At 70.8% G+C, this 20,003-nt stretch carries 14 protein-coding genes; 12 read left to right on the top strand and 2 right to left on the bottom strand.

What is annotated here, in order from left to right; all coding sequences use genetic code 11:
• Window positions 1–39 precede the first annotated feature (39 nt).
• A complete protein-coding gene (locus tag TA3x_RS26275) occupies window positions 40–1,950 on the top strand; it encodes a sulfatase (protein WP_435017638.1) in 1,911 nt (636 codons plus the stop codon).
• A gap of 6 nt (window positions 1,951–1,956) precedes the next feature.
• On the opposite strand, the gene TA3x_RS26270 is transcribed toward TA3x_RS26275, so the two are convergent.
• Window positions 1,957–4,386, bottom strand: coding sequence for a protein kinase domain-containing protein (locus TA3x_RS26270; RefSeq protein WP_435017637.1), 2,430 nt, complete (start codon window positions 4,384–4,386; stop codon window positions 1,957–1,959).
• A gap of 6 nt (window positions 4,387–4,392) precedes the next feature.
• Window positions 4,393–4,995, bottom strand: coding sequence for an RNA polymerase sigma factor (locus TA3x_RS26265; protein WP_435017636.1), 603 nt, complete (start codon window positions 4,993–4,995; stop codon window positions 4,393–4,395).
• 220 nt (window positions 4,996–5,215) lie between these two features.
• Between TA3x_RS26265 and TA3x_RS26260 the strand changes: the two genes are divergently transcribed.
• The 11 genes from TA3x_RS26260 to TA3x_RS26210 all read left to right on the top strand — a co-directional run bounded on the left by TA3x_RS26260 (window position 5,216) and on the right by TA3x_RS26210 (window position 19,974).
• Window positions 5,216–5,875, top strand: coding sequence for a TetR/AcrR family transcriptional regulator (locus tag TA3x_RS26260; RefSeq protein WP_435017635.1), 660 nt, complete (start codon window positions 5,216–5,218; stop codon window positions 5,873–5,875).
• Window positions 5,872–6,534, top strand: a complete 663-nt coding sequence (locus tag TA3x_RS26255) for a Uma2 family endonuclease (RefSeq protein WP_435017634.1) — start codon at window positions 5,872–5,874, stop codon at window positions 6,532–6,534. The genes TA3x_RS26260 and TA3x_RS26255 overlap by 4 nt, the downstream gene beginning before the upstream one ends.
• The gene (locus TA3x_RS26250) at window positions 6,531–7,856 is read left to right on the top strand and encodes an efflux RND transporter periplasmic adaptor subunit (RefSeq protein ID WP_435017633.1); all 1,326 of its coding nucleotides are present in this window, start codon (window positions 6,531–6,533) and stop codon (window positions 7,854–7,856) included. The genes TA3x_RS26255 and TA3x_RS26250 overlap by 4 nt, the downstream gene beginning before the upstream one ends.
• Window positions 7,857–7,918: 62 nt before the next feature.
• A complete protein-coding gene (locus tag TA3x_RS26245; protein WP_435017632.1) occupies window positions 7,919–11,089 on the top strand; it encodes an efflux RND transporter permease subunit in 3,171 nt (1,056 codons plus the stop codon).
• A gap of 134 nt (window positions 11,090–11,223) precedes the next feature.
• Entirely contained in the window at window positions 11,224–12,129 is a 906-nt protein-coding gene (locus TA3x_RS26240) for a PP2C family protein-serine/threonine phosphatase (RefSeq protein ID WP_435017630.1), read from the top strand.
• A 114-nt stretch (window positions 12,130–12,243) separates the two neighbouring features.
• Complete coding sequence (locus TA3x_RS26235) at window positions 12,244–13,875, top strand: CTP synthase (RefSeq protein WP_435017629.1); 1,632 nt, start codon at window positions 12,244–12,246, stop codon at window positions 13,873–13,875.
• A 32-nt stretch (window positions 13,876–13,907) separates the two neighbouring features.
• On the top strand, window positions 13,908–14,915 hold the full coding sequence (gene hemB / locus TA3x_RS26230; RefSeq protein WP_435017628.1) for a porphobilinogen synthase: 1,008 nt from the start codon (window positions 13,908–13,910) through the stop codon (window positions 14,913–14,915).
• Window positions 14,916–14,943: 28 nt separating this feature from the next.
• Entirely contained in the window at window positions 14,944–16,263 is a 1,320-nt protein-coding gene (gene hemL, locus TA3x_RS26225) for a glutamate-1-semialdehyde 2,1-aminomutase (RefSeq protein ID WP_435017627.1), read from the top strand.
• A gap of 232 nt (window positions 16,264–16,495) precedes the next feature.
• Window positions 16,496–17,644 carry a glycosyltransferase family 2 protein gene (locus tag TA3x_RS26220; protein ID WP_435017626.1) on the top strand — a complete coding sequence of 383 codons (1,149 nt, stop codon included), beginning with the start codon at window positions 16,496–16,498 and terminating at the stop codon, window positions 17,642–17,644.
• Entirely contained in the window at window positions 17,641–18,795 is a 1,155-nt protein-coding gene (locus TA3x_RS26215) for a DUF362 domain-containing protein (RefSeq protein WP_435017625.1), read from the top strand. The genes TA3x_RS26220 and TA3x_RS26215 overlap by 4 nt, the downstream gene beginning before the upstream one ends.
• An 81-nt stretch (window positions 18,796–18,876) precedes the next feature.
• Window positions 18,877–19,974, top strand: a complete 1,098-nt coding sequence (locus TA3x_RS26210) for a Gfo/Idh/MocA family protein (RefSeq protein ID WP_435017624.1) — start codon at window positions 18,877–18,879, stop codon at window positions 19,972–19,974.
• Window positions 19,975–20,003: the final 29 nt, after the last annotated feature.

Raw genomic sequence — 20,003 nt, 5'->3', positions numbered from 1 at the left:
GGCATGACGCCCCAACCCGGATGGATCGAAGGGTCACGGATGATGACGCACGACGTTGAGACCAGCACCCCGGCAGGCCGCCGGCCGCTCCGCGGCCTGCCCCGCATCCTCGTGACCGCCCTCTGGCTCGGGATGGTGGTCGGCCTCGCCGAGCTGGGCATGCTGATGCTGCTCCAGCGCTGGAACTCGGCCCAGACCATCGGGTCGCTCCGGCTCAACCGGCACTATCCCTGGATGGTGCCGATGGCCAACGTCCTGATCTTCGGGGCGTTCGGCCTCGTCCTGGAGGCCCTGGCCCGGATCTGGCCGAAGGTCGGGGGTAAGGTCGCCACCCTTGTGCTGTCGTTCCTGGCGCTGGTGGCGCTGCTGCTGACGGTCCGGGAACTCGCGCCGATCGCCTGCGTCCTGCTCGCCTGCGGGGCCAGCGTCTGGATCGGCCGGGGGATCGCCCCGTACCAGGCCCGCCTGTCCCGGATGACCCTGGTCACCATGCCGGTCCTGGTGGCGGCGATCGCCGCCCTGTACATCGGCCGCCACGCCCAGTTCGCCGCCCGGGACCGCGAGGCGGAGAATCGGCCCCCGGCGAAGGCCGGCTCGCCCAACGTCCTGTTCCTGGTGCTCGACACGGTCCGGGCCAAGAGCCTGAGCCTGTACGGGTACGAGCGGAAGACCTCGCCCCGGCTCGAACAGCTCGCGACGAAGGGTATCCGGTTCGACAACGCCCGGTCCACCGCCCCGTGGACCCTGCCCTCGCATTCGAGCATGTTCACGGGGCTTTGGCCCCACGAGCTGTTCACCTACCCTGACCAGCCGCTCGACGCGAAGTTCCCCACGCTGGCCCAGAAGCTCTCCGCCCGGGGGTATGCGACCGGCGGGTTCGTGGCCAACACCTACTACTGCAACGCCGGGTTCGGCCTGAGCAACGGGTTCGACCATTACGAGGACTTCTACGCGGTCCAGGACGCCACCTGGCTGGAGCTGTTCCGCAACGCGGAACTCAGCCGGAGGGTGATCGCGCTTTCGGGCAACGAGGAGTCGCTCCATCCCGACGGCCGCAAGGACGCCGATCGGGTGAGCCAGGACTTCCTCCGCTGGTCCGAGACGCGCAAGGACCGGCCGTTCTTCGCGTTCCTCAACTACTTCGACGCCCACGTCCCCTACCGGGTCCCCGACCACACCGACGTCTGCCACTTCGGCCTGGTGCCGGAGACCGCCGAGGACGCCCACACCCTGGCCTCGTGGCAGAAGCGGACCGAGACTTCGAACAACCCCCGCGACGTGGAGCTGGCCCGCGACGCCTACGACGACTGCATCGCCTACCTCGACGGGGCCCTGGGCCGCCTGTTCGACGAGATGGGCAAGCGCGGGATGATCGACAACACCCTGATCGTCGTCACCTCCGACCACGGCGAGCAGATCGGCGAGCACGGCCTCTACGGCCACGGCCGCAGCCTCTATCGCGAAGAACTGCACGTCCCCCTGCTGATCGTCCAGCCGGGCCGGACCCCGGCAGGCAAGGTGGTGGCCCAGCCGGTCAGCCTCCGCGACCTGCCCTCCACCGTGCTCGACATGCTCGGGGTCGCCGACGAGGCGAAGATGCCCGGCACCTCGCTGGTCGCCACCTGGGACCCGTCCGCCCCGCCCCGCCCGGCCTCGGCCGACGTCATCGTGTCCGAGGTTGCCATCCGGGACAAGATCTCGAAGAAGCCGAACCGCGTCCCGGCCCTGAAGGGGCCGATGTACTCGATCATCGCCGACAACCGGGTCTACATCCGGGGGGCGACCGGGGACGAGGAGCTGTACGACTTCGCCGGCGACCCGACCGAGTCCGTCAACCTGGCCGGGGCCGAGGCGTCGACCATCGAGCGGTTCCGCGGCCGCCTGGAACAGGTGGCCGGGGTCGTCACGCCCCGCACCGAGGCGATCGCGACCCAGGCCCCCAAGGACTGACGCACGCTAGCGGGATCGTTCCGGGCCGGGCCCCTCGGCCCGGAGTTGATCCAGCTCGGCCCGATCGGCCTGGCCGATCGACCGGAGCAGGGCGGCCCGGTCGAGCCGGATCGCCCGCGAGCCCGGGTCGATGGCGATGGCGGCCTCGAAGTGCCGCGAGGCCAGCTCGGGCCGGTCGGCGCGGGCGGCCAGGATCGCCAGGTGGTGGTGATACCAGGCATTGCCGGGGTCGAGCCAACTCGCCCGCTCCAGCCATTCGATGGCCCGATCCGGGCGCTTCTGGCGATCGCGGAGGACCGCCCACTCGTAGCAGGCGGTCGCCGACGTTTCCTGCGAGGGGGCCGTCCCGGCGTCGTCGGCCGGGGCCTCGGCATACCACGCCTTGAGCGCCCGCCAGGGGCCCGCGGCCGGGGTGAACTTCAGGGCCCGATCGCAGAGGGCGACGGACCGCCGGGCCTCGGCCTCGTCGCCCGGGTCGAGCGACGCCGCGTACAGGAACAGGACCTCGTCCACGTCGCGCACCAGGCGGTCACGCCGGGGGCCGTCGAGCTGGTCCAGGTCGGCGGAGCGGGACCAGACGGGCTCGGCTTGGACGTCGAACGGCCGGAGCAGGGCCTCGACCTCCGGGCCGGCATCGGCCGGCCCGATCAGGCGCCTCCGCAGGCCTGACGCGGCCCGCGCCAGGGCATCGGCCCGCGAGCGGACCTCGCCGGTCTGCCGGGCCAGGGCGCGATGGGCACGGGCGTCCTGGAACTGGCGCGCGAGGGTCGGCTGGCCCCGGGTCAGTTGCTCGACCGTCTCGAAGCTGGCGTCGGCGCGCTGGTACTCCTCGCGGGCCATCCACTGGACCCCGTCGGCGAGCTTGTGGCGGACGATCTCGCCGACCCGGCCGCGCTCGTCGCGGGCCCGGATCGAGGTGATCGCCAGGGCGACCAGGGCCAGGACCAGGGGCACGGCCAGGGCCAGGCGCTTCCGGGCCCGCCACGCCCTCCGGCCCATCCGGACGGCCAGGGGCTCGCGGGTCCAGGGCAGGGGGGCGTCGTCGGCGACCGCCTGGAGGTCCGCCGCCAGTTCGCCGGCCGTCCGGTGGCGTTGCGCCGGGTCGGGGGCCAGGCAGCGGCGGATCACCCGCTCCAGGCTGGCGGGCACCTCGGGATGCTCCTCGCGGAGACGGGGCGCGGGTCCCCGCCGCGCCTCGGCCGCCCGGTGCAGGGTGTCGGGCACCGACGGCCCGTTGGCCGGGGGCGGGAACGGGCGCGACCCCGCCACGGCCTCATACAGGAGGACGCCCAGCGAATAGAGGTCGGACCGGCGATCGATGCCGCCCGGGTCGTTCTCGGCCAGGGCGTCCAGGTGCTCGGGGGCCATGTAGGCCACCGTCCCGCCCAGCGTCTCGGCCCCCTTCGCGGCGTGGTCGGCCCAGGTCTCGCCGGCCAGGTTGAAGTCCAGGAGCATCGGCAGGCCGTCGCCGGTGACCAGCACGTTGGACGGCTTGATGTCCCGGTGCAGCACCCCCCGATCGTGGGCATGGGCCAGCGCCTCGGCCAGGCGGGCCCCCCACCAGGCGACGGCCCGGGCGTAGGGCAGGGTCGACAGCGCCGCCCGCGCCGCCGACTCCTCGGCGGTGGCGTCGCCCGGTTCGAGCCGATCCAGGGTCGCCAGCAGGGCGGCGCCGGTCGGGGCGATCCGGGAGGCCGGGTCGTCGAGCAGTTGCTCCAGCGTGACCCGGCCGAAGTAGGGCATGCACAGCAGGTGCAGGCCGGTCGCCGGGTCGTCGCGATAGGAGTGGACCGGGACGATGTGGGTGTGCTGGAGCCGGGCCAGGGTCTGCGGCTCGCGCGACCCCTTCCGCGCGACCTTCAGGGCCACCGGGCGATCGGCGAGCTGGCGCTCCCGGGCCAGGAAGACCCGGGCGAAGGCGCCCCGGCCCAGCTCCTCGACCAGATGGAAGCCTGCGATCGTTTGACCGGCCTCGGGGAACGGGACGGCGGGCGGGCCGCTCGGCTGGAGCGCCGTCATCGACGTGGCGTTGCCGACGAGGTCGTGGATGTCGAAGACCCGCCGGAGGCGGTCGACGAGATCGGGGAACCGTTCCTCGTACTCGGCGGGGACCGGGGCGTCGCCGTCGTCCTCGCGGAGGCAGAATTCCTCGTAGATCAGCGCGACCAGGGTCTCCGCGTCGAGCCCGGGATCGCGATCGCGGTAGTGCTCCACGCGGAGCGGGCCGTCGGCCTCCCAGCGGAGGTTGAGGTCGGCGCGGAGCACCGCCAGGTGTGCGGCGGCGGTGGCGTCGGGCTCGTCGGCCAGGAAGGCGGCCGGGTCGGGTCGGTCGGCGCGCGAGGAGGCTTGCCAGGCGGCCTCGTAGCGGCGAGCCAGGCGGGTCGCGGCCGGGGACGACGACTCGTCCCAGGTCCGCGGTGGGGCGGTCGGGCCCATCGTCGATTATTCCTCGGTGAAGACCCGACGGCGCAGCTCTTCCAGCACGCGCTGGACGGTCCGCTCGCTGATCCCGAGCCGGTCGCCGATCTCCTTGCTCGACAGCCCCTCGGCCTTCAGCTCCAGGATCGCCCGCCGGTCCTCGGGGACCAGGTTGCGGAGGTGGTCGAACGCCTCGCGGGCCTCGGCCACCTGGCTGGCGGTCTCCGCGTGGCCGGCCAGGTCGCGGGGCTTGTCCCCTTCCGACCAGATCGGCTCTTCCCGGCGCATGTCCTGCTTCTGGCTGCCGGCCTTGCGGAACTCGTCGATCACCTTGTTCTTCGCGGCCCGGGCCAGGAACGCGACAAGGTGCCGGCCATCTTCGAACTCGGTGGGGACCGTGCGGACCCGGTGGAAGAAGCTGCCCCAGACGCTCTGGAGGAAGTCCACCGAGTCGAACCGGCTGCGGAGCATCCGCGGCAGCTGGCGGCGGACCACCAGGCGGACCTCGGCCTCGTATCGCGACAGGAGCTCGCCGGCGGCCTGCTGGTCCCCCGCCTGGATCCGGGCCAGGTAGGACCGGATCTCCCCGCCCGCCACATCATCCCTGGTCTGATCGCCCACCACCATGGCCCGGCCTCCATCCCGGGTCGCGCGATCGGCACGCGACCGGCCGTGTCTCCAACACAGGGGACAGCCTAATCCAACCCGGATCGATTCCGCAAGCACCTGCCGAGCGACGGCCCGGATCGTCTCCAGCGGCGAGATTCTCCCGTTGAAACGGAAATCCGCCTTGATCGATTCCGGCCTGGGACAATAATACCTACCGGTCGGTATAGGAGGGCGGGTCATGGTGAAGGATGCCAGGATGGGCGAGGCGGAGGGGCCCGTGCGGGCGTCGGGCGACGCGGCCGGGCAGATCCTCAAGGTCGCCGCGCGATTGTTCGCCGCCCACGGGTACGACGCGACCTCAGTGCGCGAGATCGTCGAGGCGGCCGGGATCACCAAGCCGACGCTTTACTACTACTTCGGCAGCAAGCAAGGGCTGGCCGAGGAGCTGCTCCGCCGCCCCCACGTCGAGCTGGTGGCCGACGTCCGGGCCTTGCTCGCCCGCGAAACGAACCCGACCCGCCTGCTCCGCGACGTCCTGGAACGGCACCTCCAGTTCTGCCGCGACGAGCCGGACTGGGCCCGATTCTTCTTCTCCATCTTCTCCTCGCCGCAGAATGTCGACCTGGCCGAATCGATGTGCGATTCCAAGCACGAGATGAAGCAGGTGATGGGGGATTGCTTCGCCCGCCTGGCCGAACTCGGGCTGGTCGATCCGGGTCGGATCGAGGGGCTGGGCCGGATGTTCCGCGGCCTGATCTTCGTCTCGATCCTCGAATTCCTCCGCTACGGCAAGCCCTTGGAGCCGGGGCTGGCCGACGACCTGACCCGCGACCTCCTGCAAGGCTTCGCCCGCCCCGGGACCCTGAACGGTCACCTCGAAACGAGGGAGCGATCATGAGCACGGCGACGATCGAGACCCATCCGGCGCCGGCCGTGGCCGGCTCGGCCTTCCCGCGTCGGCGGTGGACGGTCGCGGAGTTCGAAGAAATGATCGCGCGTGGGGTGATGCGCGAGGGTGGCCCGGAGTTCCTCTGGGATGGGGAGATTTGCGAGGCCATGAGCGAATACGAGCCCCACGTCAATGCATACAATGCCTTGATTCAGGCGTTGTACATGCGGCTTGATTTGAATGCCTGGATCGTTCGCGCAAATAATCCGCTCTGGCTACGCGAAGGATATTTGCCCAACCCCGACATCGTGGTCCTCCCCGGCTCGCGATCGACCTACAAGGGAAGGCGTCCCACGGCGGCGGACGCGGCCCTCGTCGTCGAGATTGCCAATACTTCGTATCCCGACGATTCGCGGGTGATGCTGCCCGAGTACGCCCGGGGCGGCGTGCCCCAGTACTGGATTGTCCACATCAATGCTCGGCGGGTGGAAGTGTATCGCGACCCGAAAACGGTCGGCGATGTCGGGGCCTATGCCCCGCCGGTCTTTTATGCGATGGACGCCGAGGTCCCGCTCCGGCTCGCCCCGGGGGGCGGGCAGCCGGAACGCGAGTTTCCCCCGATCCCCGTGGCGGAGATCCTCCGCGACTCCCTGGAGGAAGAAAGATGAACCGACGGATGCGCCCCATCGGGCTCGGAATCCTGGTCGCCGCATCCCTGGCCGGCTGCGGGCACCACGAGGCGCCGGTCGAGGTCGAGACGGCCCCGAAGCCGGTCCACGTCACGATCGCCACGCCCGAGACCCGGACGGTGGAACGGTCCATCGACGTGGTGGGGACCCTGAAGGGCTGGGAGGAGGTGACCGTCGGCGCCAAGAAGGGGGGGCGGGTCGTCCGGGTCCGCCATGATGTCGGCGACCAGGTGAAGCCCGACGAGCCGCTGGTCGACCTGGAGACGATCGACGCCGACCTCGCGGTCGACCAGGCCGAGAAGCAGCTGATGGCGGACCTGGCCAAGGTCGGGGTGATCCTGGAGAAGATCCCCGACAAGGTCCCGACCGTCTCGACCTTCGACGTCACCAAGCTGCCCTCGGTGATCCAGGCCCAGGTGGGCGTCGAGCGAGCCCGCCAGAACCTCGCCCGCGAGAAGAACCTGGTGGAGAAGCGGGCGGGCACCGTCCAGGACCTGCAGAACGCCGAGAACGACCTCAAGAACGCCGACGCGGTCCTGTCCAACGCGATCCTGACGGCGCGGTCGATCCTGGTCGCCGCCATGTCGTCGAAGGCGGGCATCGACAAGGTCCGCCAGGCCCGGGACGACATGGAGATCCGCGCCCCGAGGCCCTCGAAGCCCCCGTTCGGCCTGGACACCCCGTCGGTCTACGCCGTGGCGCGGCGGTCGATCTCCGAGGGGGAGATGATCCGCGAAGGGGACCCGGTGATGGACCTGGTCATCGAGAATCCCCTGCGGCTCTGGGTCAACGTCCCCGAGCGGTACGTCGCCGAGGTCAAGGCCGGCCAGGAGGTGGCCATCTCGGTCGCCTCGCAGCCGGGCAAGTCCTTCCCGGGCAAGGTGGCCCGGATCAGCCCGGCGGTCGAGTCCGCGAGCCGGACCTTCCAGGTCGAGGCCGCCGTGCCCAACGACGCGGGCCTGCTCCGCGCCGGCGGCTTCGCCAAGGCCCGGATCGTGACCGACAGCCACGCCCGCGCCACGATCGTCCCCCTGGACGCGGTGATCCGCTTCGCCGGCGTGACCAAGCTGTTCATCGCCGACGCCAAGGGGGAGGCGCACGCCCTGGAGGTCGAGACCGGCCAGGAAGGGCCGGGCTGGGTCGAGGTGCTGACCGCCCTGCCCGAAGGGGCCCGCGTGATCATGACCGGCCAGGCCCGGCTGGCCGAGGGGACCCCCGTGGTGGTCCGCGGCACCGAGCCCACCCCGGCCGGGCCGGGATCGCCCCGAACGAACCCAACGCCCCCGGCCACGGGCGGCTGAAACGTCATGGCCCCGTTCTTCCCCACCCCTTCGCACGCCCTGGCCACGGAGGCCGACCGTCCATGACCATCTCCGACATCTGCATCAAACGGCCGGTGTTCACCTGGGTGCTGGTCTCCCTGCCCGTCGTGCTGGGCCTGGTGTCCTACGGCGGCCTGGGCGTCGACCTGTTCCCCAACGTCGACTTCCCGGTCGCCACCGTCACCACGGTCCTCAACGGGGCCAGCGTCGAGGAGATGGAGACCACGGTCACCAAGCCGATCGAGGACATCATCAACACGGTGTCCGGCATCGACGAGCTGCGGTCCACGACCACCGAGGGGATCTCGGTGGTGACCGTCCAGTTCCTCCTGTCCAAGAACGGCGACGTCGGGGCGCAGGAGGTCCGGGACAAGGTCAACACGATCCTGTCCAACCTGCCCGAGGGGACCGAGGCGCCGATCGTCAACAAGTTCGACACCAGCGCCATGCCGGTGATGACCCTGGCCGTCTCGGGCCGGCGCGACCTGCGCGAGGTGACCGAGATCGCCCGCAAGCGGATCAAGGAGCGGCTGGAGACCGTCAACGGCGTCGGCGCCATCAACCTGGCCGGCGGCCGGACCCGCGCCATCAACGTGACCGTGGATGCCGACAAGCTCGCCGCCTACTCGCTGTCGATCGACGACGTCCGCGTCGCCCTGGAACGGCAGAACCTGGAGCAGCCCGGCGGCCGGATCGACCAGGGCTCGCGCGAGCTGGTCCTTCGGACTTTGGGCCGGCTCCACACCGCCGAGCAGTTCAACGACCTGATCGTGGCCAACAAGGGCGGCTACCCGATCCGGATCAAGGACGTGGGCCACGCCGCCGACAGCTTCGAGGAGCCACGGACCAAGGCCCGGCTCGACGGCGAGGGGGCGGTCAGCCTGGTGATCCAGAAGCAGTCGGGCACCAACACCGTCAAGGTCGTGGACGACCTCACCGCCCGCCTGGCCGAGATCCGCGAGACCCTGCCCCCCGACATCAAGATCGTGACCACCAAGGACCAGTCCCGGTTCGTCCGCAACTCGATCGAGGAGGTGAAATTCCACCTCGTGCTGGCGGCCGTGCTGGTGTCGGCCACCATCCTCCTGTTCATCCGCGACTGGCGGACCACCGTGATCGCCACCCTGGCGATCCCCACGTCGATCGTGCCCACCTTCCTGTTCATGCAGCTGATGGGCTTCACGCTCAACAACATCACGATGCTCGCCCTGATTTTGGCGATCGGCATCGTGATCGACGACGCGGTGGTGGTCCACGAGAACATCTTCCGCCACATGGAGGAGGACGGGATGGACGCGATGGAGGCGTCCCGCGTGGGCACCTCCGAGATCGCGCTGGCGGTGCTGGCCACCAGCATCTCGCTGGTCGTGATCTTCCTGCCGATCGCCTTCATGGGCGGGATCGTCGGCCGGTTCTTCTCGTCGTTCGGCCTGACCGTCGCCTTCTCGGTGGTGATGAGCCTGTTCGTGTCCTTCACGCTCACGCCGATGCTGTGCAGCCGGTTCCTCAAGCTCGACCCGTCGGAGGTCGGCCACGCCAAGAGCAAGGGCGGGTTCTTCTATCGCCTGACCGACGGGGCGTATGGCGGGATCCTCCGCTTCGCCCTCCGGTTCAAGTTCCTGGTCGTGATCCTGACCGCCGCCGTGATCTTCAGCACCGGGCCGATCTTCATGAAGGTCGAGAAGGGGTTCATCCCCCGCGACGACCAGAGCGAGTTCGAGGTCGTGGTCACCACCCCGGAGGGCTACACCCTGGAGCGGACCGACGGCGTGCTCAAGGAACTGGAGGCCAAGCTCTGGAAGCTCAAGGGGGCGACCCACATCTACACGACCACGGGCGAGGTCTCCGGCGGCCGGTCGGTGAAGGGGGAGGGGAACGTCACCCGGGGCACGATCTACGTCCGGCTCGAAGACCTGGAGCACCGCAAGACGCCGTACACCCAGTTCGAGGTCCAGCGCGAGGCCCGCAAGATCCTGGAGGACTACCCCGAGCTGCGGGCCAGCGTCAACGACGTGTCCGCCTTCCAGGGCGGGGCCCGGTCGCAGACCTTCCAGGTGGCCCTGTCCGGCCCCGAGCTGCCCAGGCTGGCCGAGTACGCCGACCGGCTCGTCGAGGAACTCCGCAAGGCCGGCGGCCTCGCCGACCTCGATACCACGCTCTCGCTGCGCAAGCCCGAGGTCCAGGTCGCCATCGACCGCGAGGCGGCCAGCGACCTGGGCATCCCGGTGGCGACGATCGCCGATAGCCTCCGCATCCTGGTCGGCGGCCGGCCCGTCTCGCGGTTCAAGGAGGGGGACGAGCAGTACGACGTGTGGCTCCGCGCTCGCCCCGCCGACCGCGACTCGGCCCGCAACGTGGCCAACCTGTCACTCCCCTCGCCCACCGTCGGGCTGGTCAAGCTGACCAGCCTGGCCCAACTGGACGAGGCGCGCGGGCCGACCGAGATCGAACGCCAGGGCCGCGAGCGGATCGTCACCGTCCTGGGCAACCCCGAGGGCATCCAGCTCGGCGAGGCCGTGGCGCGGACCACCGCGATCCTGGAGAAGATGGACCTGCCCAAGGAGTATCGCTATACCTTCACCGGCCAGGCCAAGACGATGGGCGAGACCGGCAAGTACTTCCTGATCGCCTTCGGCCTCTCGTTCCTGTTCATGTACCTGATCCTGGCGGCCCAGTTCGAGAGCTGGTCCCAGCCGGTGGCGATCATGATGGCCCTGCCGGTCACGATCCCGTTCGGCCTGGTCTCGCTGATCCTGTTCCGGTCGCCGATGGACATCTACGCGATGTTCGGCCTGTTCATGCTGGTCGGCATCGTCAAGAAGAACGGGATCCTGCAGGTCGACTCGACCAACCAGCTCCGGGCGCTGGGCGTGCCCCGCCACGACGCGATCATCGAGGCCAACCACACCCGGCTGCGGCCGATCCTGATGACCACCGCGATGCTGGTGGCCGCCATGGTGCCGATCGCGCTGGGGCAGGGGCCGGGGGCCGGGGCGCGGGCCAGCATGGCCAAGGTCATCATCGGCGGGCAGATGCTGTCGCTGGTGCTGGCCCTGATCGTCACGCCGGTCTTCTACGTCCTGCTGGACAACTGGGTCGGCTTCACCCGCCGGATGGGGGCCCGCCTCACCCGCGTGGGCAAGGGTGGCCTGCCGCCGGCCGGCCCGACCTCCAAGCCGGAGCGGGAGGCGGCGCACATCCGGCTGGATTGAATCGGCGGCGGTGGGATCGGCATCCGTCCCCCGCCTTCCGCTTCTCTCGCGACACCGGCTGGGCGGGGTGATAAACTGATCTTATCACGCCCCGAAATTCGTCGGGGCGGTCCGACCTGCATGGGGCCGTCCCGATGTCTACCCAAGCCGACTGCGAATCCGAAGGGCCGGACACCCTGGAATCGATCGACCCGTTCCGCCCCGGGGGCACCGGGATCCGGGTGGTCACCGGGGCCGGCACGCACGCGGGCAAGGTCCGGAGCAACAACGAGGACCACTACCTGGTCGCCCGCCTGGCCAAGTCGATGCAGATCTGCCACTCCAGCCTGCAGCACGCCGGGGAGATGAAGTTCTCCGACGAGGACGGCTACCTGCTGGTGGTCGCCGACGGCATGGGGGGCGCCGCGGCCGGCGAGCGGGCCAGCGCCCTGGCGCTGGAGAGCGTCGAGCAGTTCACGCTCAACACGCTCAAGTGGTTCCTCCACCTCGGCGGCTCGGACGAGAGCGTGCTGAAGGCCGAGCTGCGGCACGGCCTCGAATCCGCCGACCGCGCCGTGGTCCGCCAGGCCGAGGGGGACGTCAAGCTCGCCGGCATGGGCACGACGCTGACGATGGCCTTCTCCGTCGGGACCGACCTGTTCATCGTCCACGCCGGGGACTCGCGGGCCTACCTGTTCCGCGACGGCCACCTGGAGCAGATCACCAGCGACCACACCCTGGTCCAGCTCCTGGTCACCGGCGGCGTCCTGTCGCGCGAGGACGCCAAGACCCACAAGCGGCGGAACGTCGTCACCAACGTGATCGGCGGCCCGAACCCGGGCGTCCACGCGGAGATCCACAAGGTCCGCCTCATGGACGGCGACACCCTGCTGATCTGCTCGGACGGCCTCACCGAGCCGGTCTCCGACGAGAAGATCGCCGGCGTCCTCGCCTCGAACCCGCCCCCCGGCGACGCCGTGGATCGCCTGATCGAGCTGGCCCTGGCCAACGGCGGGCCGGACAACGTCACCGCCGTCGTCGCCCGCTACGAGTTCGTGTGAGCCGGCCCGCCGGCCCGCCCGATCCCACCTTCCGTTCGTCGCCGCCGGCCTCGCGCGTTATACTACGTCGTTGGGGCGGTCGCATGGACGGTTGGTAGGTTCGCGGGGATTCTGATGGCCAAGCATATCTTCGTCACCGGCGGCGTGGTCAGTTCGTTGGGCAAGGGCTTGACGTGTGCGTCGATCGGGATGCTCCTGGAGCATCGCGGCCTCCGGGTCCGGCTCCAGAAGTTCGACCCGTACATCAACGTCGACCCGGGCACGATGAGCCCCTACCAGCACGGCGAAGTCTATGTGCTCGACGACGGCGGCGAGACCGACCTCGACCTCGGCCACTACGAGCGGTTCACCAACGTCCCCCTGACCCGCGACTGCAACTACACGACCGGCAAGATCTACCTGTCGGTCATCCAGAAGGAACGCGAAGGCAAGCACTACGAGGGCAAGACCGTCCAGGTCATCCCCCACGTGACCGACGAGATCAAGGCGGCCGTCAATAAGCTGGCGACCGACGACGTCGACGTGGTGATCACCGAGATCGGCGGCACCGTCGGCGACATCGAGGGGCTGCCCTTCCTGGAGGCGATTCGCCAGTTCGCCCTGGACGTGGGGCGCGAGAACTGCCTCTACATCCACCTCACGCTGGTGCCCTACCTCAAGGCCGCCGCCGAGATCAAGACGAAGCCAACCCAGCACTCGGTCGGGGCCCTGCGCCAGATCGGCATCCAGCCCGACATCCTGATTTGTCGGACCGAGCACCCGATCCCCGCCGACGAGCGCGCCAAAATCGCCCAGTTCTGCAACATCCAGAGCCAGGCGGTCATCGAGGAGCGCGACCGCGAGTTCAGCATCTACGAGGTCCCCTTGAGCCTGGTGTCCAACGGGCTCGATGACCTGATCGTCAAGCGCCTGGGCCTCAAGGCCGCCCCTCTGGACATCTCCGACTGGCGCGACATGGTCGACCGCGTGATCCACCCGGACACCGAGGTGACGATCGCCGTGGTCGGCAAATACATGAAGCACCGCGACGCCTACAAGTCGGTGTACGAGTCGCTGGACCACGCCGGGATCGCCAACCGGGCCCGCGTCGTGGTCCGCCGCGTCGAGGCCGAGGAGATCGGCCGCGAGGGGGTGGCCGCCGCCCTCTCCGGGGTCGATGGCCTGCTGGTCCCGGGCGGCTTCGGGATGCGGGGCATCGAGGGGAAAATCGAAGCCATCCGCTTCGCCCGGACCAAGGGCATCCCCTTCTTCGGGATCTGCCTGGGGATGCAGTGCGCCGCCATCGAGTTCGCCCGGAGCGTCCTCGGCCTGGAGGACGCCAACAGCACCGAGTTCAGCAACTCGACCCAGAACCCGGTGATCGCGCTGATGGAAGGGCAGGTCGCCGTCCGCGAGCGGGGCGGCACGATGCGGCTGGGGGCCTGGCCCTGCGACCTGGCGCCCGACACCCATGCCCACGCCGCCTACGAGGCCGACACGATCCACGAACGCCACCGGCACCGCTACGAGTTCAACAACAAGTACCGCAAGCAGTTCGAGGAGAACGGCATGGTCGCCACCGGCGTGAGCCCGGACGGGTCGCTGGTCGAGATCATCGAATTGCCCGACCACCCCTGGTTCCTGGCGGTCCAGTTCCACCCCGAATTCAAGTCGAAGCCGACCCAGGCCCACCCGCTGTTCCGCGACTTCGTGGCCGCCGCGATCCAGCGCCGCGACCGCAGCCGCGTCGAGGTCGAGGCCCGCTGATCTCCGAGTCCGCCCGCACCGAGACCCGCACCATGCCGTTCGAATCCGCCCGCTTCCCGATCCAGCGTCCCCGGAGGCTCCGGTCCCACGCCGGCCTCCGCGACCTGGTCCGGGAGAATCGCCTGACGGTCCACGACCTGATCTACCCGCTGTTCATCTACCACGGCACCGACCTCCGGCGCGAGATCGCGTCGATGCCCGGCCAGTTCCAGCTCTCGCTGGACCGGATCGGCGAGGTGGTTGCCGAGGTGGTCGAGCTCAAGATCCCGGGCGTCCTCCTGTTCGGCATCCCGGCCCACAAGGACGCCACCGGCTCGGGCGCCTCGGACGACGCCGGGCTGGTCCAGGAGGCGACCCGCCTGATCAAGCGCCAGGCCCCGGACCTGCTGGTCATCACCGACGTCTGCTTCTGCGAGTACACCGACCACGGCCATTGCGGCCCGATGAAGGCCGGCCCCGGCGGCCGGCTCGACGTCGACAACGACGCCACCCTGCCGCTCCTGGGCGAGCAGGCGGCCAGCCACGCCCGCGCCGGGGCCGACATCGTGGCCCCGTCCGGGATGATGGACGGCATGGTCGGCGCGATCCGCGCCGGGCTCGACGGCGCCGGGTTCTCGAACGTCCCGATCCTGTCCTACGCCGCCAAGTTCGCCAGCGCCTACTACGGCCCGTTCCGCGAGGCCGCCGAGAGCACGCCCGCCTTCGGCGACCGCCGCACCTACCAGATGGACGCCGCCAACGGCGAGGAAGCCCTCCGCGAGGTGGCCATCGACCTCGCCGAAGGGGCCGACATGGTCATGGTCAAGCCGGCGCTGGCCTACCTCGACGTCGCCCGCCGGATCAAGGACCGGTTCAACGTCCCCCTGGCCGCCTACAACGTCTCGGGCGAGTACGCGATGGTCAAGGCCGCCGCCGCCAACGGCTGGATCGACGAACGCCGCATCGTCCTGGAAACCCTGACCGGCTTCAAACGCGCCGGCATCGACATGATCCTCACCTACCACGCCCTCGACGCGGCGCGGTGGCTCCAGCAAGGCTGAACGCCGCCGATCCCCGGGAATCTCAGCCATGCCCGACATGCCCAGGACGTCCGTGCCGACCTACAAGCTCGACCGCAGCCGCGAGGCGTTCGCCCGCGCCAATCGGGTGATCCCGGGCGGCGTCAATAGCCCGGCACGCGCCTTCGGGGCGGTGGGCGGCGAGCCGCCGTTCATGGACCGCGCCGAGGGGGCGTACCTCCACGATATCGACGGTAACCAATACATCGACTACATCGGCTCGTGGGGGCCGATGATCCTCGGCCACGCCCAGAAGCAGGTGCGGGCGGCGGTCGTCCAGGCGATGGACAAGGGGACCAGCTTCGGGGCGCCCACCGTCCGCGAGGCCGAGATCGCCGAGGAGGTGGCCCGCGCCGTGCCGTCGATCGAGAAGGTCCGGTTCGTGTCGTCGGGCACCGAGGCGGCGATGTCGGCGGTGCGGGTGGCCCGCGGGGTGACCGGCCGGGCCAAGGTCGTGAAGATGGCCGGGCACTACCACGGCCACATCGACGCCCTGCTGGTGCAGGCGGGGTCGGCGGCGACCACGCTGGGCACGCCCAATAGCCCGGGCGTGACCGAAGGGGCGGCCGCCGACACGGTGATCTGCCCGTTCAACGACGCCGACGCCGTGGCCGAGGTCTTCCGCAAGTATCCCGGGCAGGTGGCGGCGGTCCTGCTGGAGCCGGTGGCCGGCAACATGGGGCTGGTCCCGCCCCGGCCCGGCTACCTGGAACGGCTCCGGGAGATGACCGAGAAGGATGGCGCCATCCTGATGTTCGACGAGGTGATGACCGGCTTCCGGCTCGCCTTCGGCGGCGCCCAGGAAAGGTTCGGCATCACCCCCGACCTGACCGCGCTGGGCAAGATCATCGGCGGCGGGCTGCCGGCCGCCGCCTATGGGGCCTCGGCCAAGGTCATGGACCAGGTCTCCCCGGCCGGGCCGATCTACCAGGCGGGCACGCTCTCCGGCAACCCGCTGGCCGTGGCCGCCGGGCTGACGACCCTGCGGCTCCTCCGCGAAGATCCGCCCTACGAGCGGCTCGAAGCCCTGTCCGCGCGACTGGCCGAGGGGCTCGAACGGGCCGCGACCGATGCCGGCGTGCCGCACGTGGTCCAGAGGGTCGGCAGCATGCTCACCCTGTTCTTCCACCCCGGACCGGTCTGGGACTACGACGACGCCAAACGGAGCGACACCGCCCTCTTCGGCCGGTTCTTCTGGGAGATGCTGGCCCGGGGGGTGTATCTGCCCTGCAGCCAGTTCGAAGCCGCGTTCATCTCATCAGCTCATACCGAGGCCGACATCGATCACACGATCCGGGCGGCCGGCGAGGCCCTGCGGGCCGCCAAATGAACGGGTGTCGCCGATTCGCCCCGATCTCGATTGACACCCCCGGGCGTCCGGGATAAAGTCCCGCCGCACGTCGCGACCAAGCTCGACGGGACGGCGACCCACCGCAACGCACCACACGACGAGACATCCCGGTCCCACCCGCCCGACGCGAGGTCGAGGCGCGTGCACGGGCGACCCCAAGGATGGGGACGCATTCCGGCACGTGTCCCCATTTTGACGGGCGAGGACTTTCATGGATGATATCCCCGCCGGTCCGGCGAGCCCGAGGCCCCGGAGGCCCGCGCTCTCGGTGGTGATTCCCGTGAACAACGGGGGTCGCGACTTCGAGCGCTGCCTCCGGGGGCTTCGCGCCTCAACCTGGACCGATTACGAGGTCGTGGTCGTCGACGACGGATCCACCGACGGCTCGGCCGAGAAGGCCGAGGCGTGGGGCGCCCGCGTCTTCCGCAACCCGACCAAGATGGGCCCGGCCGCCGCCCGCAACATCGGGGCGCTGGCCGCCGAGGCCGACATCGTCTTCTTCCTCGATGCCGACGTCGAGATCCACCGATCCACGATCGCGCGGGGCATGGCCCGGTTCGAGGCCAACCCCGCCCTGGGCGCCCTGTTCGGCTCCTACGACGCCGCCCCGGCCGCCCCGGGCGTGGTCAGCCGGTTCCGCAACCTGCTGCACCACCACGTCCACCAGGCCGGGACCTTCGTCGACGACGCCCGACCGGCGCGGACGTTCTGGACCGGCTGCGGCATGATCCGCCGCGACGTTTTCGAGGCCGTGGGCGGGTTCGACCCCGAGCGCTACCGCCGCCCGGCGATCGAGGACATCGAGCTGGGCTACCGGGTCACCCGGGCCGGGCATTCGATCCTGCTGGCCCGCGACGTCCAGGCGACCCACCTCAAGCGCTGGACCCTGCCCGGCGTGGTGCGGACCGACATCTTCCAGCGCGGCGTCCCCTGGATGCTGCTGATGAAGCGGCAACGGGTCGTCGAGACCGACCTCAACGTCGACCCGGCCCAGCGGGCCTGCGTGGTGGCCACCGGGCTCGGGCTGCTGGCCATGCCGGCGGCCGTGGCGTCGCCCTGGTCCCTGCTGGTTGCGCTGATCGCCGTGGCCTTCGTGGTGGCCGCGAATCGGTCGCTCTACGGCTTCCTGCTCCGGACCCGCGGGCTGGCCTTCGCGATGGCCTCGGTGCCGCTCCATCTGGTCTACTACTGCTGCTGCGGGGCCTCGGTGGCGATCGCCCTGGGGCTCTGGCACCTGGCCCCCCGCCGCGCCGGCCGGGTGGCCGTGGCCGCCGCGGCCCGACGCCTGGACGCACCGGAGTCGGCCGCCGCGCCGGCCCCCCATCCCGTCGCGACCCGCCACAGGAGCCCGACCCGATGAGCCGATCCGCCACGGTCGCCGTCGTCCGGTCCGAGAACCGACGCGGCGCGGTCGCCCAGGCACTGCACCTGATCGCCGACGACCTCCGCGCCGCGGTCGCGGCCGACGTCCTCATCAAGCCGAGCCTGCCCGGCCCCAGGCGCCAGCTCGGCTCGACCCACGCCGACGCCCTCTCGGCCACGCTCGACGCGGTCCTGGCCGCCGGCGGGGAACGCGTGATCGTGGCCGAGGGGGGCGAAGACGCGTCGGCGGGCTTCGATCGGTTCGGGTTCCGCAAGGAGGCGATCGGCCGCCCGGTGGCCTTCCTCGACCTGGACCGCCAGGAGACCGCCTGGGACGCCGTCGAACTCCGTTCGGTCGACGGCCAGCCGCTCCGGGCCCGCGTCTCGCGGACGATCGCCGCTGCGCCCTGCCGGGTCTCGGTCGCCCCGGCCGCGACGCACGGCACGGCGAGCCTGTCCCTCGGCCTGATGAATATGCTCTCCGGCATCCATCCCGATGACCGGGCCATGATGCGCGGGGAGTCCGGCGCCGACGGCCCCCCGGGGTGGAAGCGGCCGGCGGCCGAATTCCTCGACGGGGACGGACCGGCGGCCGGCGTCCTGGCCCGGGTCCTGGGCCGGGCCCGCCGGCTCAAGGCGGCCTGCACCGGCAAGGCCCGCGACGACGCCTGGCGGCGGTTTGCGAGGCGGGAAATCGCGCTGCTCCGGACGGCCGAGACGCTGGCCCGCAACCTGGCGGCCCTGGCGGGCGCGGCCATGCCCCACATCAGCGTGGTCGATGGGTTCGCGGCGATGCACCGCGAGGGCCCGCGCCACGGGACGCCGATCCGGTTGGGGACGATCATCGCCGGGACGGATGCCGTGGCCGTGGACGCGGTGGCGTCGGCCGTGATGGGGTTCGACCCGATGCGGATCGGCCACCTCCGATACGCCCACGAGGCCGGGCTCGGGCTGGCCGACCCGGGCTCGATCGTCGTGGTGGGCGACCCGGTCGCCGTGGTCCGCCGCCGCTGCGTGCCGCATTCGAACCACGCCATCCTCAGGCACTGGGACCGGCTCCCCGAGATCATCGCATCCGGGCGTGCCGGGTCGGCCCTGCCCGCCCCCCACGTCGCCATCCCACGCCCCGCCGAGCCCGCCCGCCGGTGACGCGAACGGCCGCGTCGCGGCGATCCCGAAAACCGCCGCGAGACCTGTATGTATCAACATCCCGGGATGAGAGGTGAGGGCATGGACGCCAGCGGCAAGACGATGGGGCTCCTGGTCGTCGGGACGGGATTCTTCGGCTCTCGGAGGGCGGCCGCGGCCCGCCTGGTGGGCCGGCTCCGCCTGGTCGCCGTGACCGACCGCGACCCGGCCTCGGCCGAGCGGCTCGCGGCCCGGCACGGGGTGGTCGCCGTGCCCGACCTGTCGGTCGGCCTGGAGTCGGGCGGCGTCGATGCCGTGGTGATCGCCACCCCGCATTCCGACCACGCCGAGGCCGTCCGGCTGGCCCTGGAGGCGGGCAAGCACGTCCTGTGCGAGAAGCCCCTGGCCATCCGCGCCGAGGATGCCCGCGAGCTGGCCCTGCTGGCCGACGAGTCGCGGCTCCGCCTGGCGACCGGCTTCAACCACCGCTTCGACCCGCCCGTGGCCGACGCCCTGGCGATGGCCGCCTCCGGGGCGATCGGCCGGGTGGAGAGCGTCCGCGCCGAGATCGGCCACTTCGCCTCGCCCGGGTTCCTCCAGGGCTGGTACACCGAGTTCGGCCTGGCCGGGGGCGGCACCCTGATGGACAACGGCCTCCACGCCTGCGACCTGATCCGCCGGTTCCTGGGGGAGATCGTCCTGGCCAAGGGGTTCGTCCGCCAGGACCAGAAGCTCCCGCCGGGCTGCGAGTCCGACGGCTTCGGCCTGTTCCGCAACCACGACGACGGGATCGCCGAGCTGCGGTCGAGCTGGAGGCTCCGGTCGGGCCACCTCACGATCGACGTCCGGGGCAGCGAGGGGGAACTCCGGGTCGAGACCGCCCCCTGGCGCCTGTCCGGGCGGCTCGCCGACGGCACCCGGGTCCGCCATCACTACCTCAAGCAACGCGCCGCCGAGCGGGTCCACCGGATCCGTTTCGGCTGCGAGCGGTCGATCGTCCAGGAGCTGAACGCCTTCGCCGCCGGGTCGAGCAACTCGCCCCGCCCGGCGGGGTCGGGCTGGGACGGCTGCCGCGCCACCGAGATGGTCCAGGCGATCTACCAGTCCGACCGGACCGGCGACGAGATCGTGCTCAAGCCCCTGCTCGCCCAGTTGCCGGCCCAGGCGCGGCGGCGGGCGATCCGGGAGCACCGGCGTTGAGCCGCCCATCGACGCACCGGCCGCGATGC

The organism is Tundrisphaera macrotermitis (assembly GCF_051175315.1).
Classification (GTDB): Bacteria; Planctomycetota; Planctomycetia; order Isosphaerales; family Isosphaeraceae; genus Tundrisphaera.
This window is presented reverse-complemented; position numbering and strand designations above follow the sequence as displayed.

Coding starts and splice junctions, on each gene's coding strand:
- TA3x_RS26275 (WP_435017638.1), top strand. CDS start 40: ATGATGACGCACGACGTTGAGACCAGCACCCCGGCAGGCCGCCGGCCG.
- TA3x_RS26270 (WP_435017637.1), bottom strand. CDS start 4,386: ATGGGCCCGACCGCCCCACCGCGGACCTGGGACGAGTCGTCGTCCCCG.
- TA3x_RS26265 (WP_435017636.1), bottom strand. CDS start 4,995: ATGGTGGTGGGCGATCAGACCAGGGATGATGTGGCGGGCGGGGAGATC.
- TA3x_RS26260 (WP_435017635.1), top strand. CDS start 5,216: ATGGTGAAGGATGCCAGGATGGGCGAGGCGGAGGGGCCCGTGCGGGCG.
- TA3x_RS26255 (WP_435017634.1), top strand. CDS start 5,872: ATGAGCACGGCGACGATCGAGACCCATCCGGCGCCGGCCGTGGCCGGC.
- TA3x_RS26250 (WP_435017633.1), top strand. CDS start 6,531: ATGAACCGACGGATGCGCCCCATCGGGCTCGGAATCCTGGTCGCCGCA.
- TA3x_RS26245 (WP_435017632.1), top strand. CDS start 7,919: ATGACCATCTCCGACATCTGCATCAAACGGCCGGTGTTCACCTGGGTG.
- TA3x_RS26240 (WP_435017630.1), top strand. CDS start 11,224: ATGTCTACCCAAGCCGACTGCGAATCCGAAGGGCCGGACACCCTGGAA.
- TA3x_RS26235 (WP_435017629.1), top strand. CDS start 12,244: ATGGCCAAGCATATCTTCGTCACCGGCGGCGTGGTCAGTTCGTTGGGC.
- hemB (WP_435017628.1), top strand. CDS start 13,908: ATGCCGTTCGAATCCGCCCGCTTCCCGATCCAGCGTCCCCGGAGGCTC.
- hemL (WP_435017627.1), top strand. CDS start 14,944: ATGCCCGACATGCCCAGGACGTCCGTGCCGACCTACAAGCTCGACCGC.
- TA3x_RS26220 (WP_435017626.1), top strand. CDS start 16,496: ATGGATGATATCCCCGCCGGTCCGGCGAGCCCGAGGCCCCGGAGGCCC.
- TA3x_RS26215 (WP_435017625.1), top strand. CDS start 17,641: ATGAGCCGATCCGCCACGGTCGCCGTCGTCCGGTCCGAGAACCGACGC.
- TA3x_RS26210 (WP_435017624.1), top strand. CDS start 18,877: ATGGACGCCAGCGGCAAGACGATGGGGCTCCTGGTCGTCGGGACGGGA.